23 protein-coding genes and 1 tRNA gene are annotated in these 23,658 nt (G+C 55.8%); 7 read left to right on the top strand and 17 right to left on the bottom strand.

Going from position 1 to position 23,658, the window contains the following annotated elements; translation table 11 throughout:
* On the top strand, window positions 1-2,214 hold a 2,214-nt coding region (gene infB, locus ACWISF_RS00665; RefSeq protein WP_448379669.1), incomplete at its 5' end, for a translation initiation factor IF-2.
* A gap of 61 nt (window positions 2,215-2,275) precedes the next feature.
* Entirely contained in the window at window positions 2,276-2,932 is a 657-nt protein-coding gene (locus ACWISF_RS00660; RefSeq protein WP_448379668.1) for an HAS-barrel domain-containing protein, read from the top strand.
* A gap of 353 nt (window positions 2,933-3,285) precedes the next feature.
* On the opposite strand, the gene ACWISF_RS00655 is transcribed toward ACWISF_RS00660, so the two are convergent.
* From ACWISF_RS00655 to thiS, 7 genes are all read right to left on the bottom strand, one after another.
* Window positions 3,286-3,765 carry a putative iron-sulfur cluster-binding metallochaperone gene (locus ACWISF_RS00655; RefSeq protein ID WP_448379667.1) on the bottom strand — a complete coding sequence of 160 codons (480 nt, stop codon included), beginning with the start codon at window positions 3,763-3,765 and terminating at the stop codon, window positions 3,286-3,288.
* Between the two features lie 124 nt (window positions 3,766-3,889).
* The gene (locus tag ACWISF_RS00650) at window positions 3,890-4,735 is read right to left on the bottom strand and encodes an alpha/beta hydrolase (protein ID WP_448379666.1); all 846 of its coding nucleotides are present in this window, start codon (window positions 4,733-4,735) and stop codon (window positions 3,890-3,892) included.
* A gap of 3 nt (window positions 4,736-4,738) precedes the next feature.
* Window positions 4,739-5,764 (bottom strand): type I glyceraldehyde-3-phosphate dehydrogenase, encoded by a 1,026-nt coding sequence (gene gap, locus ACWISF_RS00645; protein WP_448379665.1) that lies wholly within the window; start codon window positions 5,762-5,764, stop codon window positions 4,739-4,741.
* Window positions 5,765-5,814: 50 nt separating this feature from the next.
* The gene (locus ACWISF_RS00640; protein WP_448379664.1) at window positions 5,815-6,453 is read right to left on the bottom strand and encodes a histidine phosphatase family protein; all 639 of its coding nucleotides are present in this window, start codon (window positions 6,451-6,453) and stop codon (window positions 5,815-5,817) included.
* A gap of 8 nt (window positions 6,454-6,461) precedes the next feature.
* Window positions 6,462-8,981 carry a glycogen/starch/alpha-glucan phosphorylase gene (locus tag ACWISF_RS00635; RefSeq protein WP_448379663.1) on the bottom strand — a complete coding sequence of 840 codons (2,520 nt, stop codon included), beginning with the start codon at window positions 8,979-8,981 and terminating at the stop codon, window positions 6,462-6,464.
* 82 nt (window positions 8,982-9,063) lie between these two features.
* A complete protein-coding gene (gene ruvC / locus ACWISF_RS00630) occupies window positions 9,064-9,546 on the bottom strand; it encodes a crossover junction endodeoxyribonuclease RuvC (protein WP_448379662.1) in 483 nt (160 codons plus the stop codon).
* Complete coding sequence (gene thiS, locus ACWISF_RS00625; protein WP_448379661.1) at window positions 9,543-9,755, bottom strand: sulfur carrier protein ThiS; 213 nt, start codon at window positions 9,753-9,755, stop codon at window positions 9,543-9,545. The genes ruvC and thiS overlap by 4 nt, the downstream gene beginning before the upstream one ends.
* Window positions 9,756-9,957: 202 nt before the next feature.
* Between thiS and ACWISF_RS00620 the strand changes: the two genes are divergently transcribed.
* Window positions 9,958-11,112, top strand: a complete 1,155-nt coding sequence (locus ACWISF_RS00620; protein WP_448379660.1) for a pyridoxal-phosphate-dependent aminotransferase family protein — start codon at window positions 9,958-9,960, stop codon at window positions 11,110-11,112.
* Here ACWISF_RS00620 and rlmD read toward each other — a convergent pair.
* The 3 genes from rlmD to ACWISF_RS00605 form a co-directional block, all read right to left on the bottom strand.
* Window positions 11,095-12,459, bottom strand: coding sequence for a 23S rRNA (uracil(1939)-C(5))-methyltransferase RlmD (gene rlmD, locus ACWISF_RS00615; protein ID WP_448379659.1), 1,365 nt, complete (start codon window positions 12,457-12,459; stop codon window positions 11,095-11,097). The genes ACWISF_RS00620 and rlmD overlap by 18 nt on opposite strands.
* Window positions 12,456-14,282, bottom strand: a complete 1,827-nt coding sequence (locus ACWISF_RS00610; RefSeq protein WP_448379658.1) for an ABC transporter ATP-binding protein — start codon at window positions 14,280-14,282, stop codon at window positions 12,456-12,458. Before ACWISF_RS00610 ends, rlmD begins: the two co-directional genes overlap by 4 nt.
* A gap of 211 nt (window positions 14,283-14,493) precedes the next feature.
* Window positions 14,494-15,687 carry a substrate-binding domain-containing protein gene (locus ACWISF_RS00605; RefSeq protein ID WP_448379657.1) on the bottom strand — a complete coding sequence of 398 codons (1,194 nt, stop codon included), beginning with the start codon at window positions 15,685-15,687 and terminating at the stop codon, window positions 14,494-14,496.
* 337 nt (window positions 15,688-16,024) lie between these two features.
* On the opposite strand from ACWISF_RS00605, the gene ACWISF_RS00600 reads away from it, so the two are divergent.
* Entirely contained in the window at window positions 16,025-16,855 is an 831-nt protein-coding gene (locus ACWISF_RS00600) for a metal ABC transporter permease (protein WP_448379656.1), read from the top strand.
* Window positions 16,856-16,857: 2 nt separating this feature from the next.
* Here ACWISF_RS00600 and thiL read toward each other — a convergent pair whose 3' ends face one another.
* The 5 genes from thiL to ACWISF_RS00575 all read right to left on the bottom strand — a co-directional run bounded on the left by thiL (window position 16,858) and on the right by ACWISF_RS00575 (window position 20,387).
* Window positions 16,858-17,823 carry a thiamine-phosphate kinase gene (gene thiL, locus ACWISF_RS00595; RefSeq protein WP_448379655.1) on the bottom strand — a complete coding sequence of 322 codons (966 nt, stop codon included), beginning with the start codon at window positions 17,821-17,823 and terminating at the stop codon, window positions 16,858-16,860.
* Window positions 17,814-18,410, bottom strand: a complete 597-nt coding sequence (gene hisB / locus ACWISF_RS00590) for an imidazoleglycerol-phosphate dehydratase HisB (protein WP_448379654.1) — start codon at window positions 18,408-18,410, stop codon at window positions 17,814-17,816. The genes thiL and hisB overlap by 10 nt, the downstream gene beginning before the upstream one ends.
* A gap of 72 nt (window positions 18,411-18,482) precedes the next feature.
* Entirely contained in the window at window positions 18,483-19,790 is a 1,308-nt protein-coding gene (locus ACWISF_RS00585; protein WP_448379653.1) for an FAD-dependent oxidoreductase, read from the bottom strand.
* Entirely contained in the window at window positions 19,790-20,272 is a 483-nt protein-coding gene (locus ACWISF_RS00580; protein WP_448379652.1) for a Tic20 family protein, read from the bottom strand. The genes ACWISF_RS00585 and ACWISF_RS00580 overlap by 1 nt, the downstream gene beginning before the upstream one ends.
* 23 nt (window positions 20,273-20,295) lie before the next feature.
* Window positions 20,296-20,387: transfer RNA gene (locus tag ACWISF_RS00575), tRNA-Ser, on the bottom strand.
* Between the two features lie 61 nt (window positions 20,388-20,448).
* On the opposite strand from ACWISF_RS00575, the gene ACWISF_RS00570 reads away from it, so the two are divergent.
* From ACWISF_RS00570 to pstC, 3 genes are read left to right on the top strand one after another with little or no spacing between them, the layout of a single operon-like run.
* Window positions 20,449-21,048, top strand: a complete 600-nt coding sequence (locus tag ACWISF_RS00570) for a sigma-70 family RNA polymerase sigma factor (RefSeq protein ID WP_448379651.1) — start codon at window positions 20,449-20,451, stop codon at window positions 21,046-21,048.
* A complete protein-coding gene (locus tag ACWISF_RS00565; RefSeq protein ID WP_448379650.1) occupies window positions 21,041-21,322 on the top strand; it encodes a DUF3082 domain-containing protein in 282 nt (93 codons plus the stop codon). Before ACWISF_RS00570 ends, ACWISF_RS00565 begins: the two co-directional genes overlap by 8 nt.
* 1 nt (window position 21,323) lies before the next feature.
* A complete protein-coding gene (pstC, locus tag ACWISF_RS00560) occupies window positions 21,324-22,199 on the top strand; it encodes a phosphate ABC transporter permease subunit PstC (protein WP_448379649.1) in 876 nt (291 codons plus the stop codon).
* 7 nt (window positions 22,200-22,206) lie between these two features.
* Here the strand turns inward: pstC and ACWISF_RS00555 are convergent, their stop codons facing one another.
* Window positions 22,207-22,749, bottom strand: a complete 543-nt coding sequence (locus ACWISF_RS00555; protein ID WP_448379648.1) for a hypothetical protein — start codon at window positions 22,747-22,749, stop codon at window positions 22,207-22,209.
* 26 nt (window positions 22,750-22,775) lie between these two features.
* Window positions 22,776-23,501: an RRXRR domain-containing protein gene (locus ACWISF_RS00550; RefSeq protein WP_448379647.1), complete on the bottom strand. Its 726-nt coding sequence runs from the start codon at window positions 23,499-23,501 to the stop codon at window positions 22,776-22,778.
* Between the last annotated feature and the right edge of the window lie 157 nt (window positions 23,502-23,658).

Raw genomic sequence — 23,658 nt, 5'->3', positions numbered from 1 at the left:
CCTGCCGCCCCCACCCTCAAAGAACCGCGGCCGCGGCCACAGCCCCTTGCCGAACCGAGCACCGTGGAAGTGGTACTGCTGCCGCCCAAGCCCAAACCAGACGGCAAAAGCTCCCCCAAGCGCAAGACCCGCGAGGAGGAATTGGCCGACGAGGAACGCCTCAGCAAACTCACCGGCAGCCCCAAGCACAAACGGCGGCATCGGGGGCGGGATATGGACGACGATGAGGAATTGGAACTGCTGGAATGGGAGTCCGCGGTGGAGACCCCAGCCAACAACAGCACGGCCAGTATCTACCTGGCACGTCCCCCCAAACCCAAAAGCGCCACCCCGACGACCACCGTCAAACCCAACCGTCCCCAACCCAGCCGTCCCCGCCGGAGCGAACCCGTCAGTCAGCCGGTTGTGGAAGTTTCCCCCCCGACCAAACCGGAATTTTTGGAGGTCACAGGCAGCTTGACGGTGCAACAACTGGCCGAGCAGTTAGCCGTCCCGGAAACCGAAGTGATCAAGACCCTGTTTCTCAAGGGCAAAATGGTCACCGTCACCCAGACGTTGGATTTGCCCACGATTGAATTGGTGTGCCGGGAACTGGGGGTGGAAGTGATTACGGGCACGAGCGAACCCAGCAGCACTGCCCGCAAAGAGAGCGAGATGCTCGAAGCCAGCGACCTGGACCACCTGCAACGGCGTCCTCCGGTGGTCACGGTCATGGGACATGTAGACCACGGCAAAACCACCCTGTTGGATGCCATTCGCAAAACACGGGTGGCGCAGGGGGAAGCCGGGGGCATTACCCAACACATCGGGGCCTACCACGTGGATGTCCCCCACGAAGGCACGACCAAGCGGATTGTCTTTTTGGATACCCCAGGGCACGAAGCCTTTACGGCCATGCGGGCGCGGGGGGCCAAAGTGACCGATGTGGCGATTTTGGTGGTGGCTGCCGACGACGGGGTGCGGCCGCAGACCATCGAAGCCATTCGCCATGCCCAGGCCGCCCAGGTGCCCATCATTGTCGCCATCAACAAAATTGACAAAGACACTGCCCAACCGGAGCGGGTCAAAGCGGAGCTGATGAACCACGGGTTGGTGCCAGAAGAATACGGCGGCGACACGATCATGGTGCCGGTGAGCGCCCTCAAGGGGGAAAACCTGGACACCCTGCTGGAGATGATTCTGCTGGTGGCGGAAGTTGCCGACCTGTATGCCAACCCCGACCGCCCCGCCAAGGGCACGGTGATCGAAGCCCACCTGGACCGGGCGCGGGGGCCGGTGGCGACCCTGTTGGTGCAAAACGGCACCCTACGGGTGGGGGATGCCTTGGTTGCGGGTGCGGTCTTTGGCAAGGTGCGGGCGATGACCGACGACCGGGGCCAACGGTTGGAAGCTGCTCCGCCTTCCTCGGCGGTTGAGGTTTGGGGGTTGACCGAAGTGCCCGCTGCCGGAGACGAATTTGAGGTCTATGCGGACGAAAAACAAGCGCGGGCTGTGGCCCAAGAGCGGGCGCAACAGGAGCGCAGTCGGCAGTTGGCCACCCGGCAAATCACCTTAGGCACCCTCTCGCAGCAGGCGCAGGCTGGGGAATTGAAGGAACTGAACCTGATTCTCAAAGCCGATGTGCAGGGTTCGGTCGAGGCGATTGTCAACGCTTTGAAGCAATTGCCCCAGCAGGAGGTAAAATTGGGCATTTTGCTGGCGGCACCGGGAGAAATCACCGAAACCGATGTGGATTTAGCTGCTGCCAGCGGCGCTGTGATTATCGGGTTCAACACCACCCTTGCGCCCGGCGCCCGCAAAGCCGCCGATTTTGCGGGTGTGGACATTCGCGAGTACAACATCATTTACAAACTCCTGGAGGACATCCAAGGGGCAATGGAAGGCCTCCTGGAGCCGGAGCTGGTGGAAGAACCCCTGGGGCAGGCGGAAGTGCGGGCGGTATTTCACCTGTCCAAGGGGGTGGTGGCGGGGTGCTATGTCCAGTCGGGGAAACTGCAGCGCAACTGCCATATCCGCGTCCACCGGGGGAATCAGGTGGTCTGGCAGGGCACCCTAGACTCGCTGCGGCGGCTTAAGGACGACGTGCGGGAAGTGGCGGCGGGGTACGAATGCGGCGTGGCCTGTAGCGATTTCCAAGGCTGGCAGGAAAACGACCAAATCGAAGCCTTCCTGCGGGTCACCCAACGGCGCAAGCTCACCAACGCCAATTCCTAGACGAAAGCGGCCAGGTAGCGGACAATAGCCATCAAAGCGCAGTATTTGCCAGGCAGTCACCATGCGTTTACCTTCAGCCCCGCTGCCCAACCCGGCGCGCCATCCCCAGCATTTGGCGGAAGTAGTTGCCACCAGCACGACGGAGTTTTGCGCCCAATGTTTAGAACCGCCGGTGTTGGATTTTCCGGTGATGCCCCCCTTTGGGTGTTGGGTGCGGGCGGCGGACAACGAGACCCAAAATCAAATCTATGGGATTGTGTACCATGTCAGTTCCAGCCCGATTGATGCCGTCCATCGCACCCGCGCGTTGGGGTTATCCCTGGACGAATTGCGGGAACAGCAACCCCAGATTTTTGCCATGTTAAAAACCGAATTTCGCGCCGTGATTGTGGGATTTCAGCCCCCCCACAGCCGCCGTTATTATCAATATCTCCCCCCGCGTCCCCCGCAAATTCACCAGGCGGTTTATCGCTGTAGCGAAGCCGAAATTATTGGATTTACAGAGCAATTGGAATTCTTGCGCACCTTGATCCAGTTGTCGGGGGCGCCGGTGGATGACCTAGTCGGAGCAGTGCTACGTTACGTGTACGAAATTCGCCGTGCCGATTCCCAATGGTTGATCCAAGCAGGGCGCAAATTGAGTTTGATTTTGAAGGATGATTACGACCGGTTGCGCGCCATTTTAGACCAGTGCCACTACGAAGAAGATTTTTATTGATATACCAATTCCAGGGCAGATAAATATAAACCCCTTCCCCACTGGGTGGTGCTTCAAATCATTATTTTTTGTAATATAACCATAACAGGATTTGTGCTCGTGGGAGTAGAGTAAGCATTGAACATGACTTGAGCGCATTAAAAAAATGCAGATGTATGCTCCTCCTGGCACCACTATTGATGAAGTATAGCTAAGCATACAAAGGTTGACATGATATGGGTCGCTGGGTGTAGCCCCACCTTGGTTTCCCATAGCGAAGCGTGGCGTAGCCGTGAATCTTAAGGCGACAACCTTAACCTACCTAGCTATAGTTCGTAATTACTGCATCTAATTTATTTATTAATATTACATTCTCAATCAGTATCTCCTCTAGGATGAATCTCTGCACCCGTAGATGGAGAGGGGACAAGGTTTTGCAGATTATTTAAGCAACAACGGCCCTGGGGATTATTGACTTCACAGCCGCAACGTTTGGCCTGGATATGCGCCCTAATTTCGTCCACAATCTGGCGTTGGTTGGCCTGGTGAATCTGTCCCCGTTGCCAGCCAAAACAATAGCACACGGGCACTTCCGGGCGCTGATCTTTAGCAAAGACCAATACCTTGAGTTGCTCGGTTGTAAATAGTTGGGCATCGGTTTCCCCGAAGTACACCACCGGGCAGTCCGCACTGGGGCAAAATCGGTACTTTTGGTGCGCATTGAGTTGTGCCAGCGCCGCCGGTTGTAACAGACTTTTGAGGGTAATTAACGGCACGGCTTCACCTTTGGCCCGGTTGCGGGGGCAATGGTGTCCAGCCTGGGCAGGGCAGTCGTCGGTATCCCAAGAGTTCACAGCCAAGGCAGTAACAGACACAACGGTCTGACCTTAAGATGGTTAATCTAAGTTAATTTAATTGTACCCAATGGTGCTGATGTTCTTACGCGCAATTCCCTGAGCCAGACAGCCATCCCCTGTTTTAGGGATGATTGGGAAAAATTCCGAGGATAAATTGTTCAATTCCCGCTTGATAAATGGGCAGGGAATCCAAAAAACCTTCGTTGTGGCTGCCTTGAATTTCTAGGAAAAATTTGGGTTCATTTGCCGCTTCATACAGCCTACGCCCGTGGTGAAAGGGAATGATTTCATCCTGAGGGCTGTGGATAATCAAAACCGGCACATGAATTTGCCCTAAACGCTCTAAATTATTGTATTGAAATTGGGCAATCAGATCAACGGGCATGAGGGGAAAAAGCTCTTTGGCGCGGTCAGGAATACTGGTAAAGGTTGACCCTAAAATTAATCCCGCCGGTTGGTATTTCGCCGCCAAATAGGTAGCGATTCCCCCGCCCAATGATTCCCCATAAATAACAATTTGTTGGGGGGAAATGCCGCGGGTTTGGGTGAGATAGTGCCAACTGGCTTCCCCGTCTAAATAGGTGCCCTGTTCGCTCGGTTCGCCCTCGCTTTCGCCGTAGCCCCGGTAATCAAAAAACAGGCTGGCCAAGCCCATGTGTTGAAAAATACGCATATAGGGCAACCGATAACTGATATTGCCCCCATTCCCGTGAGCAAATAACACGACTGGCGCGCGGGGATTGGCCACGGGAATCCACCAAGCGGCAATTGTTACCCCATCGCTGGTCGTCAGCCGTAGGTCTTCGTAGGCCAACCCCATGTCTTTGGGGGTGCTAATCATGTGACGGCTAGGGAAATACATCAACCGCGCTTGCCCCAACATCAGCACGACCAATAAACCTACATAAATCCCCCCTACCAGACGCAAACCCCGGCCCAGCCATTGACAGCAGGAATTTGCGCCCATCGGTCAGGTGAGTAGCCCTTCTTTTTTCGCCATGTGGAGCAGTAAATCCACCACCCGCCGGGAATAGCCCCATTCATTATCGTACCAGGAGACCACCTTGAAGAAATTGGGGTTTAACTCGATCCCCGCCCCGGCATCGAAAATGCTGGAACGGTCATCCCCGTTGAAATCCGTAGAGACCACTTCCGCTTCCGTATAACCCAAAATGCCCCGCAGCGGGCCTTCACTGGCGGCTTTCATGGCGGCGCAAATTTCCCGGTAACTGGTGCTGCGTTCGGTTTTGAAGGTCAAATCCACCACCGAGACGTTGGGGGTCGGCACCCGGAAGGCCATCCCCGTCAGCCGCCCTCGCAATTCCGGCAACACCAGGGCCACCGCCTTCGCCGCCCCCGTGGAGGAGGGAATGATGTTTTGGGCAGCCCCCCGTCCCCCCCGCCAGTCTTTGCGGCTGGGGCCATCCACCGTAGGTTGGGTCGCCGTGTAGGAATGCACCGTGGTCATCAGACCCTCGGCCAGGCCAAAGGTTTCATGAATCACCTTGGCAATGGGCGCTAGGCAGTTGGTGGTGCAACTGGCATTGGAGACAATCCTGTGTTGGGTCGGGTCGTACCGGTGCTCATTCACCCCCATGACAAAGGTCGCCACCTTGTCCGGGTCCTTGGTGGGCGCAGAAATCACCACCCGTTTGGCTCCTGCAGCCAGATGCTTGCTTGCCCCCTCGTAACTGGTAAATAGTCCTGTAGATTCCACGACATAATCCACCCCAACCTTACTCCAGGGCAATTCCGCCGGGTCCTTGCTTGCAAAACAGGGGATAAATCGGTCATTCACCACAATCCCATCCTCTTTTGCTTCCACCTTGCCCGCAAACCGCCCGTGGGTGGAATCGTATTGCAGTAAATAGGCCAAATTATCCGGCGGCACCAGATCATTCACCCCCACAAATTCAATCCGGGGATCGTTGATCCCGGCGCGAAACACCAGGCGACCGATCCGGCCAAAGCCATTAATCCCTACTTTTACGGTCATGGTCGTTTACTCCCAAACAAGGACAAAAAAAGGACAAAAAAGACTGCACCCTAAGTACCTGGACGGGCGCGTAAGGCCGGGCTAAGGTGGCTGCGGTCCCCCATCAATTCCAACAGCGGGCCGTACTGGGTAAACCGCACCAGGCTGACCGAGGCCACCAGCACATTGATCCGGTCCCGATACCGTCCCAGGTCAATCCCCAGCAGACTACACAAAATAATCCGCAGGGTGGCCTTGTGGGACACCACCAACACCGGCCCCTCCGTGTAGTTGGCCTCGATTTCCGCAATGACTGCCATCGCCCGTGTGGCAATCTGCACGGCAGTTTCGCCGCCGGTGGGGCTGTTCCAGGCAGGTTCGGTCATCCAGCGGATGTAATCCTCCAAATAATGTTGCTTGACCCACTCCGGCGTTTGCCCCTCCCAGAGACCGTAGTAGCCTTCTTTCAACCCATCGCGCACCTGCACAGGGAGTCCGACCGCCTGGGCCAAAGGTTCTGCCGTGGCCACCGCCCGCCGCATCGGACTGGTAAAGACCGCCTGCCAGGGCAAATGTCGGTAGGCCTGGGCAAATTCCATCGCCATTTGTTGCCCCTCAGGAGTGAGTTCCGGGTCCAGATGGCCGCAGTAGCCACCCGTTTGGCTGAAGGTGGTTTCCCCATGCCGCAGCAAGTACAAATGCAGCGCCATAACCCCCCCTACCGATGCTGACCCACTTGGTTGTGGTCGTAGGGTTTGACCTCAATGGGCACCGGCGAGACGTGCCAAATGTCCTGGCAATACTCCTGAATCGTCCGGTCCGAGGAGAAAAACCCGGTACGCGCCGTATTCAAAATGGACATCCGCGTCCACCGCTGCGTATCTTGGTAGGCCTGGCTGACCCGTTCCTGACAGTCGAGGAAGGACTGAAAATCCGCCATCAGGAAAAACGGGTCGTGGTTGAGCAGGGAATCCACCAGCGGGCGAAACAGGGAAGTATCCCCGCGCGAGAACATCCCCCCGGCAATCTGGTCAATCACCTCTTTGAGCACCGGATTGGTATTGTAATACTCCCAAGGCCGGTAGCCGTGCGCCCGCAGCGCCATCACCTCCTGAGCATTCAAACCAAACAGGAAGAAATTTTCCGCCCCCACCTTTTCCCGGATTTCCACATTCGCCCCGTCGAGGGTCCCAATGGTCAAGGCCCCGTTCATGGCAAATTTCATATTGCCCGTCCCGGACGCTTCTTTCCCGGCGGTGGAAATTTGCTCCGACAAATCGGCGGCAGGAAACACCCGTTGGGCAAATTTCACATTGTAATCCGGCAAAAACACCACCTTGATTTTCCCCTGAATATCCGGGTCGGCATTGACCACTTCCCCAATCGAATTGATCAGTTTGATGATTAATTTCGCCATGAAATACCCCGGCGCCGCCTTGCCCCCAAAAATAAAGGTGCGGGCCGGGATATTCAGGTGTGGGTTGCGCTTGAGCCGGTTGTAGAGGGCGATAATGTGCAGGGCCTGCAAATGCTGCCGTTTGTACTCGTGGATGCGCTTGACCTGCACATCAAACAGCGAATCCGGGTTGACCCCAATGCCTGTGCGTTCGGCGATGTAAGCCGCCAGGTCCTTTTTGAGCGCCTGTTTGACCGCCCGCCATTGTTGGCAAAATTCCGGGTCGTGGATATGTTCTTCCAACCGCTGCAATTCCTCGTAATGGGTGACCCAGGTTTTGCCGATGCGACTGGCAATGAGGCGGCTTAAGGGCAAATTGCTCAACAACAGCCAGCGCCGCGGGGTGACGCCGTTGGTTTTGTTTTGGAATTTATCCGGCCACAGGTCGTAAAAATCCTTCAGCACCGTTTGTTTGAGGAGGTCCGTATGCAGCGCCGCCACCCCATTGACCGCCATACTTCCCACCGTTGCCAAATTCGCCATGCGGACGTAGCGTTCGCCGCTTTCGTCAATCAACGACATCCGCTGAATTTTGCCCGCATCCCCCGGAAACCGCGTCTGCACCATATCCAAAAACCGGCGGTTGATTTCGTAAATAATTTCCAAATGCCGGGGCAACAGGGAACCGAACAAACTCACCGGCCAGCGCTCGAGGGCCTCCGGCAACAGGGTGTGGTTGGTGTAGGCACAACTGCGGGTGGTGATGTCCCAGGCCGTATCCCAATCCACCCCGTATTCGTCCACCAACAGGCGCATCAATTCCGCCACCGCAATCGCCGGGTGGGTGTCATTCAGTTGGATGACAAATTTTTCGTGGAAGCGGGTCACCGGCAACCCTTGCTCCTTGAGGATGCGAAACATATCCTGCAACGAGCAGGAAACGAAGAAAATTTGTTGGACCAACCGCAGACGTTTGCCCTGGAGCGGTTCATCGTTGGGATAAAGCACCTTGGTCACATTCTCAGAAATGATTTTTTCTTCTACCGCCCCGTAGTAATCCCCCCGGTTAAACGCGGCAAAATCAAAGGATTCCGGCGCTTCCGCCTTCCACAGGCGCAACGTATTGGCCGTATTCACCAAATACCCCAAAATCGGCGTATCGTAGGGCACCCCCTTGATCACCTGGTAGGGATGCCAGCGCACCCGATAGCGCCCCTGCTCATCCATGTAGGCTTCCGTATGGCCGCCCAATTTCACCTCGACGGCCCATTCCGGGCGGGGCAACTCCCAGGGATTGCCAAAGCGCAACCATTTATCCGTGATTTCTACCTGCCAGCCATCCCGAATCTCCTGGTCAAAAATGCCAAATTCGTAGCGAATCCCGTAGCCAATCGCCGGAATTTGCAACGTCGCCAGGGAATCCAAAAAACAGGCCGCCAGCCGCCCCAAACCCCCATTGCCCAACCCCGGTTCTTCTTCTTGGTCCAGCAGCGCCGCAAAATCCAACCCCAGTTCCGTAATCACCTGTTTCACCTGGTCGTAAATCCCCAAATTGATCAGATTATTGCCCAGGTGCGGCCCCAGCAAAAATTCCGCCGACAGATAGCACACGGTCCGGGAGCGTTGGGTGGTGTAGGTCTGCGCTGTGCTGATCCACCGTTGCAGCATCCGATCCCGCACCGTGTAGGCCAGGGCCATGTAGTAGTCATTGAGGGAGGCAATCTGGGGAAACTTGCCCTGGATGTAAAACAAATTGTCAAGGAAGGCGCGTTTGAGGGTTTCCACACTCAACCCTGTCCGGTCGTCTTCGTACTGGGGCGTCACAGGCAGCGCAGTGGTCATACCAACACCTAGAAAGCGGTATGCATACCCACCCCAATTATGGGTGGCATCCTGGCTGGGGCGCCATTTTTTCCGGTTTTGTTTAAGACTCCGAGAGGCCCATCTGCAACCAAGCAGTCAGCGCCACCGCTAGGGCATCGGCAGCGTCATCAGGACGGGGAATCGCCGACAAAACCAATTCCTGCGCCACCGCCTGTTGCACGGCCTGCTTGTCTGCCTTGCCGTACCCCGTCAAGGTTTGTTTGACCACCGGCGGGGCAAATTCCACCAGAGACAATCCCCGCTGCGCCAAGACCAGCAACAGCACCCCCCGCGCCTGCGCCACCGTGATCGTATTCGCCATCCGGTAAAAAAATAACTTCTCAGCCGCCACCTGTTGGGGTTGCCATTGTTCTAACAACGTATGTACATCTTCATAAATGGTACACAGGCGTTCCCCCAGGGATTGGTCGGCGGGGGTATAGATCACGCCAAAATCCCGCATGACCGGTCGGCGCTGTTCAATATCAATCACGCCATAGCCAAGGGTGGCCAAGCCGGGGTCAAAGCCGATGATGCGGGTCATCCGCCGCCCACAATTGTCACCACCTCGATTTTATCCCCCGGTTGCACGGCGGTGGTGGCCCACCAAGGGCGGTGCAAAATTTCCCCGTTGTACTCGACCACGACGGGCTGGTGATGCCACCCCACTTCTGCCAGCAAAGCCGCTACTGATAGGCCAGGGCGATGGGGGTGGGCGGTACCGTTGAGCCAAAAAGCCGCTGCTGTCGTCATCGTTCCCAGGTTGGGGGTGAAATTTGCCCCCCCCCTGGTCTTAAATGTAGCGTATTTTTTCTACGGCTGGCAGGCATCCCCAAGGCAAGGGAATGTTTATGGCTGTTGCCGGCGGTCTGCTCAGCCGAGCCACCAGGAATGTTATGCTAGACTACCCAGGCGGTTTCTCCTGGGTGCTCCCTCCCCAAAAGCGGACATCATCATGGCTGACCGTTCTTTGCTGTTGATTCCCGGCCCGACTTTGGTGCCCGCATCCGTATTGCAGGCGATGGCGCAACATCCCATCGGCCACCGGAGCAAGGAGTTTAGCGACCTGATGGCGGAAGTGACGGCGGGGCTGCGGTGGTTGCACCAGACGACGAGCGATGTCTTGATCCTGGCGGCATCCGGAACCGGGGCGATGGAAGCGGGCATTATCAATTTTCTCAGCCCTGGGGACCGGGTGTTGTGCGGTTGTAATGGTAAGTTTGGGGAGCGGTGGGCGGATTTGTGTCGGGCGTTTCACTTGCAGGTAGAAACCATTACGGCTCCGTGGGGACAGCCCTTGAACCCGGATGATTTTGCCGAAAAATTGGCCGCTGACCGGGATAAAACCATCAAGGCGGTCATTGTGACCCACAGCGAAACCTCAACGGGGGTGCTCAACGATTTGCAGGCAATTAACCGGCACGTGCAGGCCCATGGACAGGCGTTGATGATTGTGGATGCGGTGACCAGTTTGGGGGCGACGCCCGTGCCTATGGATGCCTGGGGGTTGGATGTGGTGGCTTCGGGTTCGCAAAAAGGGTATATGATCCCGCCGGGGCTGGGGTTTGTGGCCGTGAGCGAGCGGGCGTGGGCCGCCTACGCAACGGCGAAATTACCCAAGTTTTACTTTGACCTGGGGGCCTATCGGCGGGATGGCGCCAAACATAGCACGCCCTTTACCCCGCCGGTGAATCTATTTTTTGCCCTGCGCCAGAGTTTGCAGTTGATGCAACAAGAGGGGTTGCCCCAGATTTTTGCCCGGCATGCGCGGGCGGCGGCGATGGTGCGGGCGGCAGTGGCGGCTTGGGGGTTGCCGTTGCTCTGTCCGGTCGCGTGTGCCAGTCCGGCGGTGACCGCGGTGGCCCCGACAACGGTAGCGGCAGAAGAGGTCCGCACGTTGCTCAAAAAACAGTTTGGCATCGCCATCGCCGGTGGGCAGGACCACCTCAAGGGCAAAATTTTTCGCATTGGTCATTTGGGCTTTGCCGGGGAGCGGGAAATGTTGACGGTAATTGCCGCTTTGGAAGCGGTTTTGCAGCAACTGGGCCATCCGCTGACCCCCGGCAGTGGTGTGGGAGCGGCCCTGCAGGTGCTAGCGACCTCGCCGTAACCAACTGACCGATTCCACGTGGTGGGTTTGGGGAAAGAAATCAAAGGGAATCACCCGTTCCAAAACGTAGGTAGAATGGGTGCACAAACGGCCCAAATCTCTGGCTAACGTGGCAGGGTTGCAACTGATGTAAATCAGGCGTTCGACCGGGTGGGTAATGAGAAAATCAATCACCTGTGGGTCACAGCCTTTGCGGGGGGGATCCAGCAGAAGAATATCGGCTTGGGCCGCCCATTGCGGGAGCAATTCTTCCACCCGGCCACAGTAGAATTCCGCATGGGTAATGCCGTTTACCTGGGCATTGCATTGCGCTTGGGCCATCGCCTGCGGTTGCACTTCCAGACCGATAATTTTGCGGACATGGCGCGCCAAAGGTAAACTCAGCGTGCCAATGCCACAGTAGGCATCCAAAATACATTCCTGCCCCTGCAAGTGCAACCCATTTTTGAGCGTATCCACCAATCGTTCCGCCTGTTCTGTATTCACTTGAAAAAACGTATCCGGACGAATTTGCCAGCGCAATCCACAGAATTCTTCCCAGAGGTAATCCCGCCCCCAAATGCAGTGTGTTGTCCCGGCAAAAATGGCATTGCCAGGGTGTGGATTGACATGGACACAAACACCCACCACCTGGGGATAGGTTGCCTGCCATTGTCGCGCTTGCTTTTCTAAGCGGGGCAAGGATAAACGGGTCGTCACCAGCGTAATCAACACTTCGCCTGTGCGACGGCCAATCCGCAGTCCTAAATAACGTAAATCCCCCTGCTGGGTTTGCTCGTTGTAAATAGACCAGCCCTGTTTGTGAATATCCTTTTTAATCCCTTGCAGCAGGGCATTGAACGTCTGATCCTGCACAGGACATTGGTTGAGATTGACAATTTTGTGGCTGTGCTTTTCGTAAAATCCCGCCTTAATGTCGCCTGCTTGATTCACACCCAAAGCATAGGTCACCTTATTGCGATAGGCCAGGGGTTGGTCATTGGCAACAACAGGCTGCACCGGGGGATCAACCAAGCCACCGATGCGGGTCAATGCTTGATAGATTTGATTGTGTTTGGCTGTGAGTTGATAGGCGTAATCAATGTGCTGCCACTGACAACCACCACAATCGCGCGCCAGGATACAAGGGGGTTTGACCCGGTGCGGGGAAGGGGTCAGTAGATGCAGTAATTTGCCATAGGCATAACGGGGTTTCACATGCAGAAGTCGGGCTTGCAGATAATCACCCGGCACTGTATCGGGCACAAAAACAACCCGTTGGGCAAAGCGGCCTACCCCTTCCCCTTGGTCATTCAAATCCGTAATTTCCAGTGTGATAATTGCGCCCTGTTGCCAGTGTTCGCTCACAGCAAATCCCCAGAAGCTTGCAGTGCATGTAAACGGTGATAAATTCCCCCGCCTTGCAGTAATTCCTGATGGGTTCCTACCTCGACAATCCGGCCTTTATCTAAGACCACAATGCGATTTGCTTCCCGCACGGTACTCAAGCGGTGGGCGATAATAATGGTCGTGCGTTGTCCCTGAATTTCGGCCATAGCCTGTTGAATGGCCCGCTCCGATTCGTAATCTAAACTGGATGTGGCTTCATCAAAAATCAACACATCCGGCTGCACCAGTAACGCCCGGGCAATGCCAATCCGTTGCCGTTGCCCCCCCGATAAACGCACTCCCCGCTCTCCCACAATCGTGTAGTATTTTTGGGGTAATAGGTGAATAAATTCATCCACCCGCGCAATCGCACAGGCTGCCTCCACTTCTGCCATCGTTGCCTGCGGACACCCATAAGTCAAATTATCCAACAACGTGCCATTAAAAATATCCACCTCTTGATGCACAACTGCCAAGCGCCGCCGATAGCCCGTTATCTCTAGGTTTTGAATATCCTCCCCATCCATGCAAATCCGCCCTTTTTGGGGGGAAAAATAGCGCAAAAGCAATTTAATCAACGTAGATTTACCCGACCCAGAGCGACCCACCAAAGCCACCGTTTCATAGGGTTCAATAAGCAGATTAATCTCCTGCAACACCGGTCGCTCTGGCTGATAACCAAACGTCACATCCTCAAAGCTGATTTTTCCCGTGAATCGGTAGGGGACATAGGATAAATTAATCTTTCCATTCGGTAGCAGCAGAGGCTGGGCATCCGGGGCATTCGGCAAGGCGAGAAATTCATGAAATCGCATCATCGAGGCATACCGGCGCGCCAACACCTCCAACAAATTACTCATGGGTTCGATTTCCGCATAGCCCATACTCGCCAGGGTGTAAAGGGTCACGAAATGCCCCAAAGAAATCCGCCCCGCTACCGTTTCCGCTAGGGTAAAACCAAGAATAAAAAACAGGCAACTTTGCACAATCGTACGCTGATAAGTGGCTAACCAGACATAGCCCAAATGGATTTTGTGAATGATAAATTTGAGTTCCCTTGTCAACCGTTCCGTTTGCCGTTTCAGTTCCCAAGCTTCCGTCCCAAAAGCCTTCACCGTTTTGATATTGGTAATCAATTCCGAAGTACGACTTTCCGTATTTTCTTGATGCACCTCCACCGCCTGCTCCTTGTGGATTAAATAATTCAACTTGCGAAAACTAAAACTGAGGATAAAAATGCAAGAACAGAACATAAATAGCGCCATTCGCCATTCCAACCAGGAAGTGATCCCGACAATTCCCAACACCCGTACCATTTTTGGGATCAACAAACCGGCCATATCGGGATAGGTCCAGGTGTGGTTGGATAAACCCCTAGCAATGCGGCCAGCAATTCTTCCGGGGTTGTGGGTGTCATAAAAATCCAAAGGCAAACTGAGAATTTTGGCAATAGCCCGTTGTGTCTGTTGATAGCGGGCACGCAGGGTAATTTCCCAGTGAAAATAACCACTTAACCAGGGCTGTAAAGGCGCCCGTGCCACGGTAAGTAAAAACATCAAAGCCAACAAAACCCGCAGACTCAATTCGCGGGTGACCGACCAGGAACCCCAGGCGGCAATCTGCTCAATAATCCCCTGGGTAAACCCATCCAAAGGCTGTTGGGAAAGCAAATTCAAGGTTTGCCCAATCAGATAGGGAACCACCAAATCCAACAGTTCAAAAATACTAGATGTGCTAATACTAAATAGGGCAATTCCCCAGTAATTGCGAAAATAACAAATAATCGGCCACAGCCCGCGCATCAATCAAAAAATAACAACAATAAACCCTCCCTCCCCAGGGTAACACTCACATTTTCCCATCGGCAATGCGCCACTGGCTCACCCCATACCCATACGCCCAACCCCTGAACAATTTTTTTTGTTTCTCTCGGCCATGACTATCCCACTTTTGGGCATGGCATTACGTCAGACCCGCCCCTTTTCCTGACGGCCCAATCGGCCACCCATTCCCTTAGCGAATCGGGGCAAATCCCGCCTCTTTTACCAATCGTTGCCCTTCATCACTCAGGAATAAGTTGGCGTAGGCGACACCCGCCTTTTCATCCAAACCACCATCCCGCTTGATGATCACAAACAACCGGCGGGTAACCGGATAGCTCCCATCCGTAATCACCCGAAAATTCACTTCCTTGCCATCAATATCCGGCGCCACATAGGGACTGCCCGGTCCTTTTGCGATGGGCACGATGCGCACCATTTCCTGACGCACCACCAAGGAAACATCGGCATAGCCGATTCCCCCCGGCGTAGCCCCCACCTGGCGCAGCGAATGGGTCGTATCCCGAATTTCCCGCACATTGGGTCCCAGATTTTGCCCTTCGAGGACCGTCTCCCTAAAAAAGTCCACCGTACCCCCTGCCACCAGATTGCGGCTGAATGGGATAACGGGGAGGTTGGGTCCCCCGAGCTGTTGCCAATTGGTGACTTTGCCGGTGAAAATATCCCGCACCTGCGCCACCGTCAACCCAGGCACTTTGACCGCCGGATGGACATAAATGGCAATCGCATCCATGGCAATCGGTACCTGCTCTAGGCGAAACCCTCGCATTTGCGCCCGTTGATACTCGCTGTCTTTGAGCGGACGGGACGACTGACCAATCGCCAATTGACCGTCAATCAACATCGCAATTCCCGCGCCCGAACCCGGTTTGCCTCCCGGCGGCTCCACATAACGCAAACGAAACTGCGGATGTGCCTGATTCAAAATGTTAAGAATGCGCGCGGAGCGCAACGGCGCAAAGGTTGTGGAATTGCCATAGTTAAACGTCCCGCTCGGCACATTCGGCACCTCCGCCAACGTGCGAGCAATGGTAATCCCCGCCGCTGTACTGGCTGGCGCTGGGGTCGGCGCCACCGGACTCGGACTGGTGGCAATCGGGGCGCCAGGGTCAGGTGAAGCCGTGGGCCCAGGAGAAACCGGCGTAACAGCAGTAGGCTGGTTCTGACCGGCAAATTTCGTCAGTACCCAATACCCCCCGCCACCAAGCACCGCTACCCCGGCCAAAGTCATCAGAATCGGCACCAGCGGCGATCCCTTTTTCAGCCGGTAACCACAAACTTCACACTTGACAGCACCAATTGGGTTGCGGTCATAGCCACATTGCGGGCATTTCACATAGTTGTAATCCTGGTAATCCTGTGCCATTGTCCAAGACCCAAACGGCTACGCCTCTATGATAGTCAACCCTTTTGACAATTGGAAATTGCTCGCCCTGAAACGCCCAGTCCCACCCATCTTTCGTGATTTATAAATAGAACTTAACATGACCTGTTCCCCTCGGCGGGCAATCTCCGTCCGAATTCCCGGATTGACGGTGATTTTCCCAGAAATTAGCTCATCCAGTCCATCGTCATGATGACTTGGCAATCAGCGGCTTGCTTCCCCTTAGCCACAACGCAACACCAGCATCGCCTTTGCTGCCGTTGCCAAAGCAAATCCCAGTACTTGATAATAGAATTGCCTATGGCATTGCGGCTAAATCATGGTGACATGGTTGATGGAACCGTTGCAGTTTACGTTTATGCAACGGGCGTTAATGATGGGCATTTTGACAGGAATATTATGCCCAGTAGTGGGCAGTTATTTAGTGGTGCAAAGACTCGCCCTACTTGGGGATGTGATCGCCCATTGTGTGTTGCCAGGTGTGGCTTTGTCCCTCTTTTTCCAAATAGACCGTTTGTGGGGCGCATTCATTTTTGGAATGATGAGTACGGGGGTGATTCATTGGCTACAGCAACGCACTCGGATTAAGGTGGATGGGGCCATGGCATTTACTTTTGCCAGCTTTTTTGCCCTGGGCATTTTGTTGATTACCGTACTGCAAAGCCAACAGGATTTGGAACATTTATTATTTGGCGATATTTTGAGTGTGACGGCAAGTGATTTATTGAAAACGCTGATGGTGATGGGGCTGATTGGGGTATTGGTATGGCGATTTTATCACCACCTGCTGTTTTTCACTTTTGATCCAGTGGGGGCGCAGGCGGTCGGTTTGCCGGTGCAATGGCTGAATTGGGGATTGCTGGTGGCGGTGACGTTGACGATTATTGTCAGTATGCAGGCGGTGGGGGTGGTTTTGGTGATGGCATTAATGGTAGGACCTGCCTTAGTGGGCTATGTTTTGGCGGATGAATTGCAGGGGATGATGCGGATTGGTTGTGGTGTGGGGGTGCTAAGTTGTCTGGTGGGGATTTATAGTAGTTATTATTTGAATCTACCGACGGGACCCCTGATTATTTTAATCGCTACATTTACTTTGGTCATCGCGATTTTGGGACAACAATTGCGGCTGAAATGCCGAATGAATGACTAAAGCTAAGGGTTGAAATGTTGAAAACCACCCTGGGCAGGTAATACGGTTTCCCCCCAAAGCACCTGATCCCCGGCCGTAAGTTCACCGATGATCTGGGCAGGAGGCCCCAAAATTTTCACAAATTGCTGCGCTCGTTCCGGCGGTAAGGCTAATACCAATTCAAAATCTTCGCCCCCATACCAGAACCATTCCCACGCCTGTTGCGGAAATGTGGCTTTAAGTAACGGATGAATTGTAATATCTGGTTGTAACTTTGCCCCGACGCCACTTGCCCGACAAATTTGCGCTATGGCATCTGCCAACCCATCACTGCTATCCATCCCTGCCACCCGTTGTACACCCAAACGTTGCAGCACGGGCAACACGTCCAAACGGGGACGGGGTCGCCGATGCACGGTCATAAATTCGGGAATGTTGGGCGCGACTTCCCCGGTCAAGGCCGCTAAACCCGCCCGCGATAACCCATGATCCCCGGTGACAACAAGCCAATCCCCCGGTCGGGCCGCCGAGCGTTTAATCATTAAATGCTCAATACAACCAACTGCGGTAATACTTACGGTAGTGACGGGGGAGCGCACCACATCCCCGCCCCAGATCACACCGCCGTAAAGCTGCAGTATTTCTGCCATGCCTTCGTACATTTGCTGTACCCATTCCACAGGCAGTTCTGGCGGTAAACCCAGTCCCACCGTGATCCCCAACGGTTGCGCCCCCATGGCCGCCAGGTCGGAATAATTCGCCGCCACGGCCCGCCAGCCCACATCGGGAGCACTCATGGTCAGGTAGGGCAGGGGACTCAAGGGGCTGCTGCTAAAATGCACCCCTTCGACCAGTACATCGGTTGTAATGACTAATTCCCGTCCCGGCGGTGGGGTAAACCAGGCGGCATCATCGCTAATGACTTCTGCCGGACAAAATTGGTGCAATAGGGGGAGCAGTCCCGCTTCGCCGAGGTCTTTTAACCGCACAGGGAGCCTTTGGAACTGGGAATTTGGGCGCTCCGCCGGGGGTCGTAGTCCACCGCCTGCCGCAGTGCCCGGGCGAAGGCCTTGAAGGTGGCTTCGATGATGTGGTGGGAATTGATCCCCGCCTGCTGATAGATGTGCAATGTCATGGCACTGTGATTCACCAGGGCCACAAAAAACTCCCGCACCAGTTGGGTATCGTAGGTGCCGACCCGCTGGGTGGGAATGTTTAGCCCATAGCTCAGGTGGGGGCGACCGGAGCAGTCCAACGTCACCTGCACCAGCGCCTCATCCAAAGGAGCGACAAAATGCCCGAACCGGTGAATCCCCTGTTTATCCCCCAATGCCTGGGCCAACGCTTGCCCTAAGGCGATGCCCACATCCTCGTTGGTGTGGTGGTCGTCAATTTCGTAGTCGCCTTTGGCCTGAACTTCGATGTCCAGCAACCCGTGGGTCGCCAACTGATGCAACATGTGGTCTAGGAAAGGAATGCCCGTCGCCGCTTGACATGCTCCCTGCCCGTCGAGGTTGAGGGTAAGGTGGACCTGGGTTTCTTTGGTTTGGCGATAGACGGTGGCAATCCGTTGCATTGACAATGGCTAGGGCGCTGAAAGGGATTAAAAGCCTATTGTAACTGGTGCGCCTACTGCCGACATGGGGGGTTAATCTGTGCCATCCCTTTGCCAGGTAAACCGCAATTCCCGCCAGAAAGACCGTTGCGGCGGCGTGGGTAGCGTGGTTTCTCCCAACACCCACCGCCAACTGTCCCAAGAAATTTGCGCCGGCGGCAATTGGCTGTAATGGCGATGGAGGGCATGGGGCGCTAGGGTATGCCAGCCCAGGGTTTGCCCCCGGCGGTTGGCAATGCGTTTGCTCAAGGGTAGGGTTTCCACCTGCAAGCGGGGGTCGTGCTGGCGGGCTTGGGCTTCCGTCCACCCCTGGCGCAAGAGTACCGGGTCGGTGGGAATCACCCAGGATAAATGGCGATACAGGGGTTTGCGCCGCCGGTAGAGGATATTCTGCACGGCAATCTGCAATTCATACCCCAGCACCGCCGGTAGGGGATAGTGCCCGACCGCATCCCCCACCGCATAAATCCGGGGGTGACTGGTCTGGAGATAGGGATTCACCCGCAGATAATGCCCTTGCCGCCGCAGTTCCACCTTGCCTAGGGTTTCGGGGGGGACGTGGTTGGGGGTCGCCACCACCAGGGTATCCACTTCGCTGGCGCCCTGCCCGCTGTCTAGGGAGATGCCCGTCGCCCGGGCAGTCACAGATTGAAGCGGAGTCGCCGTTGCGATGTGAACTCCCTCGGCCCGCAGGATGCGTTCCAACTGCCGGGCCAGGAGTCCCTCTTCCCCTGGCAATAGGCGATGTTCCGCCACCGGCCAAAACACCGGCACACCCAAACGGCTCCACGCCTGCGCCAAGCCAATCGCTGCCGGCGTATTGCCCAAAATGGCCGTGCGTCGGGGATGTTGGGCCAAAGTGGGCAACTGCGCCAGGGTAACAAAAGGTACTTGCCGCAATTGGGGCACCTCTGGCAGCACAGGCACTCCCGTTTTTGCCACCACATAACCACACCCCCGCAGGCGGCGTTCCGGGGTTTCCACCGCCAGGTGCGGCTCCGTGATAAATGCCCCCGGCCCGGCGACCACATCCACCCCAGCCTGCAACAGCCCACTGTCGCTGTACTGGGTTTGATAGACCCACAGTTGCTGTTCCACCCAACGGTACGCCCGCTCCCACTGGGGTGAAAACCCGCCCTCCCCCGCGCCTAACCACGCCGACTGTTGCGCTTGGTGGGCCATGACTGCCACTTGGGTCCACAGCGCCACCGCCACCATGCCCCAATCCTGAATGCCGTCTGTCACCAGCGCCACCCGCGCCCCCTGTTGCGCCGCCCATAGAGCCGCCCAGCGGGCCTCTAAATGTCCACCCAAAATAACGACATTGTACTCAACGGCCATTACCGGGTTTGCAGATAGCTGGCTTCGGAAATTAGCGGCATTTCCGCATAAAGACCCCGCGCGGATTGCACGACGCTGTAGCCCACCATCGCCAGCACGCCCAGGAAGATGGTGTTGTACAAAACTTCGGCGAGAAATCCCTGAATCAGGGGTTGCAAAATAACATCGTAAATCAAGCTAATTAAAGCCAGCAAGATACTGATTAAAATGGCCTGCATGGTATTAAACCGGATGAAATGGGGGATTTTTTCATTGCGCACTACCCCCACAAACAGGGCAATAAACACCAAGAAACTACCTAATCCCAAGGGAATTGAGTTATAAACAATTGCCAAGGGAATCAAGAGATATTTCAGGTAGGTCAAAAAGGGAAATTGGGCAAAGAGAAAATGACCATAGGTGATCCCATCGTACAGGGGGATTAGATACACCAAAGCCGCACAAATCCGGTCGCGGGGAGTGGTGGAACTACGCCAAACCATAACGGGGAACCTGGGTAGGGGGACGGAGAGGGAGGGATTCGAACCCTCGGATAGGAGTTTCCTGCCTATCAACAGATTAGCAATCTGCCGCTTTCGACCACTCAGCCACCTCTCCAAGTGGATTTACAATAGATTTGTAATATAACATAACGCCAAAAGGTTCTGGAGACGCCCGGATGCAACTGCCGGAGTTTTGTGAATGCCAACATCCGTTGGTGCAAGCGTTGCAGGGACAGGAAGACGAGAAATTGTTGCGCCAGTGGCAAGCGGAACCGGCGCAAGGGCGGGCGTTTGTGGCCTTATTCTGTCGCTATGCCCTGGTAGTTTACGCGCTGGTGAGCCATGCGGCCCCGACGGCAGTCCAGGTGGATTATCTGTTTGCCACGACTTGGCGGTATTTGTACCAGCAGTTGCGCGAATTCTCCCCCCCGGAAGGCATGACCAGTTTGCAAAGCTGGCTGGTGGACCGCACGGGGGATTGGTTGACGCGGGTGAAACTCCCGGCCCCGGAGTGCATTCACTACCGCTTACCGGCGGCTCCCCCGCCCCTGTGGTGTTACCTGGAGGAAGCGTTGCAGAAGTTGGTGATGCCCCTGCGGTCGGTGATGGTGTTGAAAACGATTGGCAATTGGTCGGAGGAACAGATTGCCCAGGAGTTGGCCTTAACCCCAGAGCAGGTGGCTGCTTTGCTGCCTATTGGGCAGCGGGAGTTGATGATGCACTTGCCTGAGGATATTCGCTCTATTTATTTGGCCAAGGAGCCGGTGGATGGCTGAGCCGCAACCCCCCCTGACCCCCGGACGGTGTTTGACCGGGGCGGCCATTAGCGGTGTCTTGGGTTTGGCGGTATTGGCCTTGACCCAGGCGGTCACGCAGGCCTTGGCGGCCCATCCCCTCCAGAGCCACAATCCCCTGGTGTTGCGTTTGGCCAGTGTGGTGCGCACGGTGTTGGTGGGGGGTGGGACGCTGGCGGTGGTGGTCTTGGGCGTGTTTACTGTTGGGTTGGTGGCCCTGGCCATCCAGGTGGCTTGGTCGCCCCCCGAGGCTTAGCATGACCCGGTTGTGGGAACGGGTATTCCTGGGAGTGACGGCGGTGTGTGCCCTGGGAACGGGGGGTCTGGTGTTGGCGATTGTCAGTGTGCTGCTGGCCCAGGCGACCCCGGCCATCGGTGCTTTTGGGGGGCATTTTTTGCTGGGGCAGGTGTGGAATCCGGTACAGGGGCAGTACGGTATTGGGCCGCAGGTGTGGGGAACGCTGGTAACGGCGGGGCTGGCGTTGGGATTGGCGGTGCCGTTGGGGCTGGGGGTGGCCATTGGGTTGAGCGAATCTTGGCCTGGCATTTCCCCGGTCTGGCAGGGGGTGGCAGCGGCGACGGTGGAAGTGTTGGCAGCCATTCCCAGCGTGGTTTATGGGCTGTGGGGGATTTTTATCCTGATTCCGGCCCTGCGCACGGCCCAAAAACTGTTCCCCCAGCTTTTGGGTGGGGAGACGATTGGGCCATCGGTGGGGGTTGCCAGTCTGGTGTTGGCCGTGATGATTTTGCCGACGGTAGCGGCGGTGGCCCACAGCAGTTTGTTACAAGTGCCGCAGGAGTACCGTTGGGCCGCGATGGCAGTGGGGGCGACCCGCTGGGAAACGCTCTGGGGCATTGTGCTGCCGGCGGCGCGGGTGGGAATTAGCAGCGGCATTTTGCTGGCTCTGGCGCGGGCGTTAGGGGAAACGATGGCGGTGACCATGTTGATTGGCAATGCCAACCGGGTGAGCACGTCCTTGTGGCAGGCAGGCAGTACGATTGCCAGTTTGTTGGCCAACCAATTTGCCGAAGCCCAGGGGATGCAGGTGGCGGCTCTGATGTATGCGGCGTTGGTGCTTTTGGGGCTAACGCTGGTGGTGCAACTGGCGGCGCGGTTCCTGCTTGGCCATTGATGCGGGGTTAGCGGGGGAGCACCTCAAAGGAGGCCATCACCGCGGTGTAAATCGGGGGGAGAAGGCCCTGCCGAAAGGCCCGTACTGGCCCGGTCAGGCCCAGGGTATAAACCCGTTCGTGGGCATAGACAAACAAAAACCAACGGTGGATGTCCTCCGGGGATTGCCCAGGACGCAGCACCTCCTCTGCGCGAAACCCTTGCCCGCCCCGAATCGGCACAGGGGTTACGTTGGTGTAGAGCGGGTCATCTTGGTACTTTTTCAAGTGCACCGTAAAGGCGGCAGCAGCTCCCACCATCGGTTCCGTGTGGATGTAAATGGTCGTGGGAGTGGGCAAACGCGGCCCCAACCACGCCCCCGCACCGGTTGGCTGAAATTCCACCGGCAACCGCAGGCGATAGCCCTGGACAGCGTCACTATAAACAACCGTTTGGCCGGAAAAGACGCTTTGGCTGACCAACAGCGGCGGCCCCGCAACCAACATTGGCGCCAACACCAGGTCAATCATCAAAAAACTTGGGTCTGAAACCCCGCCCAATGCCTCCGGCACGGCTACGCCTAGCGGCTTTATTTGCTTTAGACATAGAACCTCCACGAACAAAAAGTTAAAAATTTAATGTCTTCTTTTCTTGCATTCTGAGTCAATCTCTTCCCATCTGCCAAACGGTGCAAGCTTAGTCTGTTGTTGGAACTACCTCCTACAAAACTGAGCTTGAATTTTGGATGCTTGACCAAACTGCCTCTTTTTAGCCCTAAACTTAATGTGCCGCCGTAGGGTAGTCGCCTCCCCTGCTTATCAGGTTGCAAACGGTGAAGCTGGCGACGATGAAGCCTCAAAGGTACAACGAACAACAGCCTCTTGTTGTCGGGCTGAAGATGCCCTCCAACGACAGAGTTGGCTAACACCCAAGCATCCACACAGTGGGCTTCAAAGACTTCAGCTGTCTTGTTGCCTGTTTTCTTGAGTCCCAAAGCATCCCGCATTTGCTTCGTTTCCCACCCCGAACGGGTCAACACTTGCCCGATTAGGGCAAGTTGCTGGTAGAACCACTGCTTTCCTACCTCCAGAGGGGAAAAAGAAACATCCCACCGCCGCTTACCCTTCGTCTTGGCTTTGATGTCTTCCACCACAAAGATAGAGATGGGGAACAACTTGCACAGCCAGCTTGCCAGACGAAGTTTCCACTGCCACCTCGCTTTGGTAGAAGGCGGAATACCGCCTTTAGCTCGATTGGCTCTCGGTTGACGGCAGGGGGTTTTGCGATACCGTCGAGTACGGCGCATTCTCTGCCGTTGCTCCACATGGTCTTTTACCCAATTGATGCTCCCTGCCCTAAAGGACAGGGATTCTTGAGCGAGTCCACAAGGGGACCCTCAAAGGCGTGCACAAACCGCCCCTACTGACTCCCTCAAGGCAGAGCCCCAAGGTTGCCGCTACTTTCCTTAAGATGTTCGCCGC

Source organism: Gloeomargarita sp., from assembly GCF_053491055.1.
This window is presented reverse-complemented; position numbering and strand designations above follow the sequence as displayed.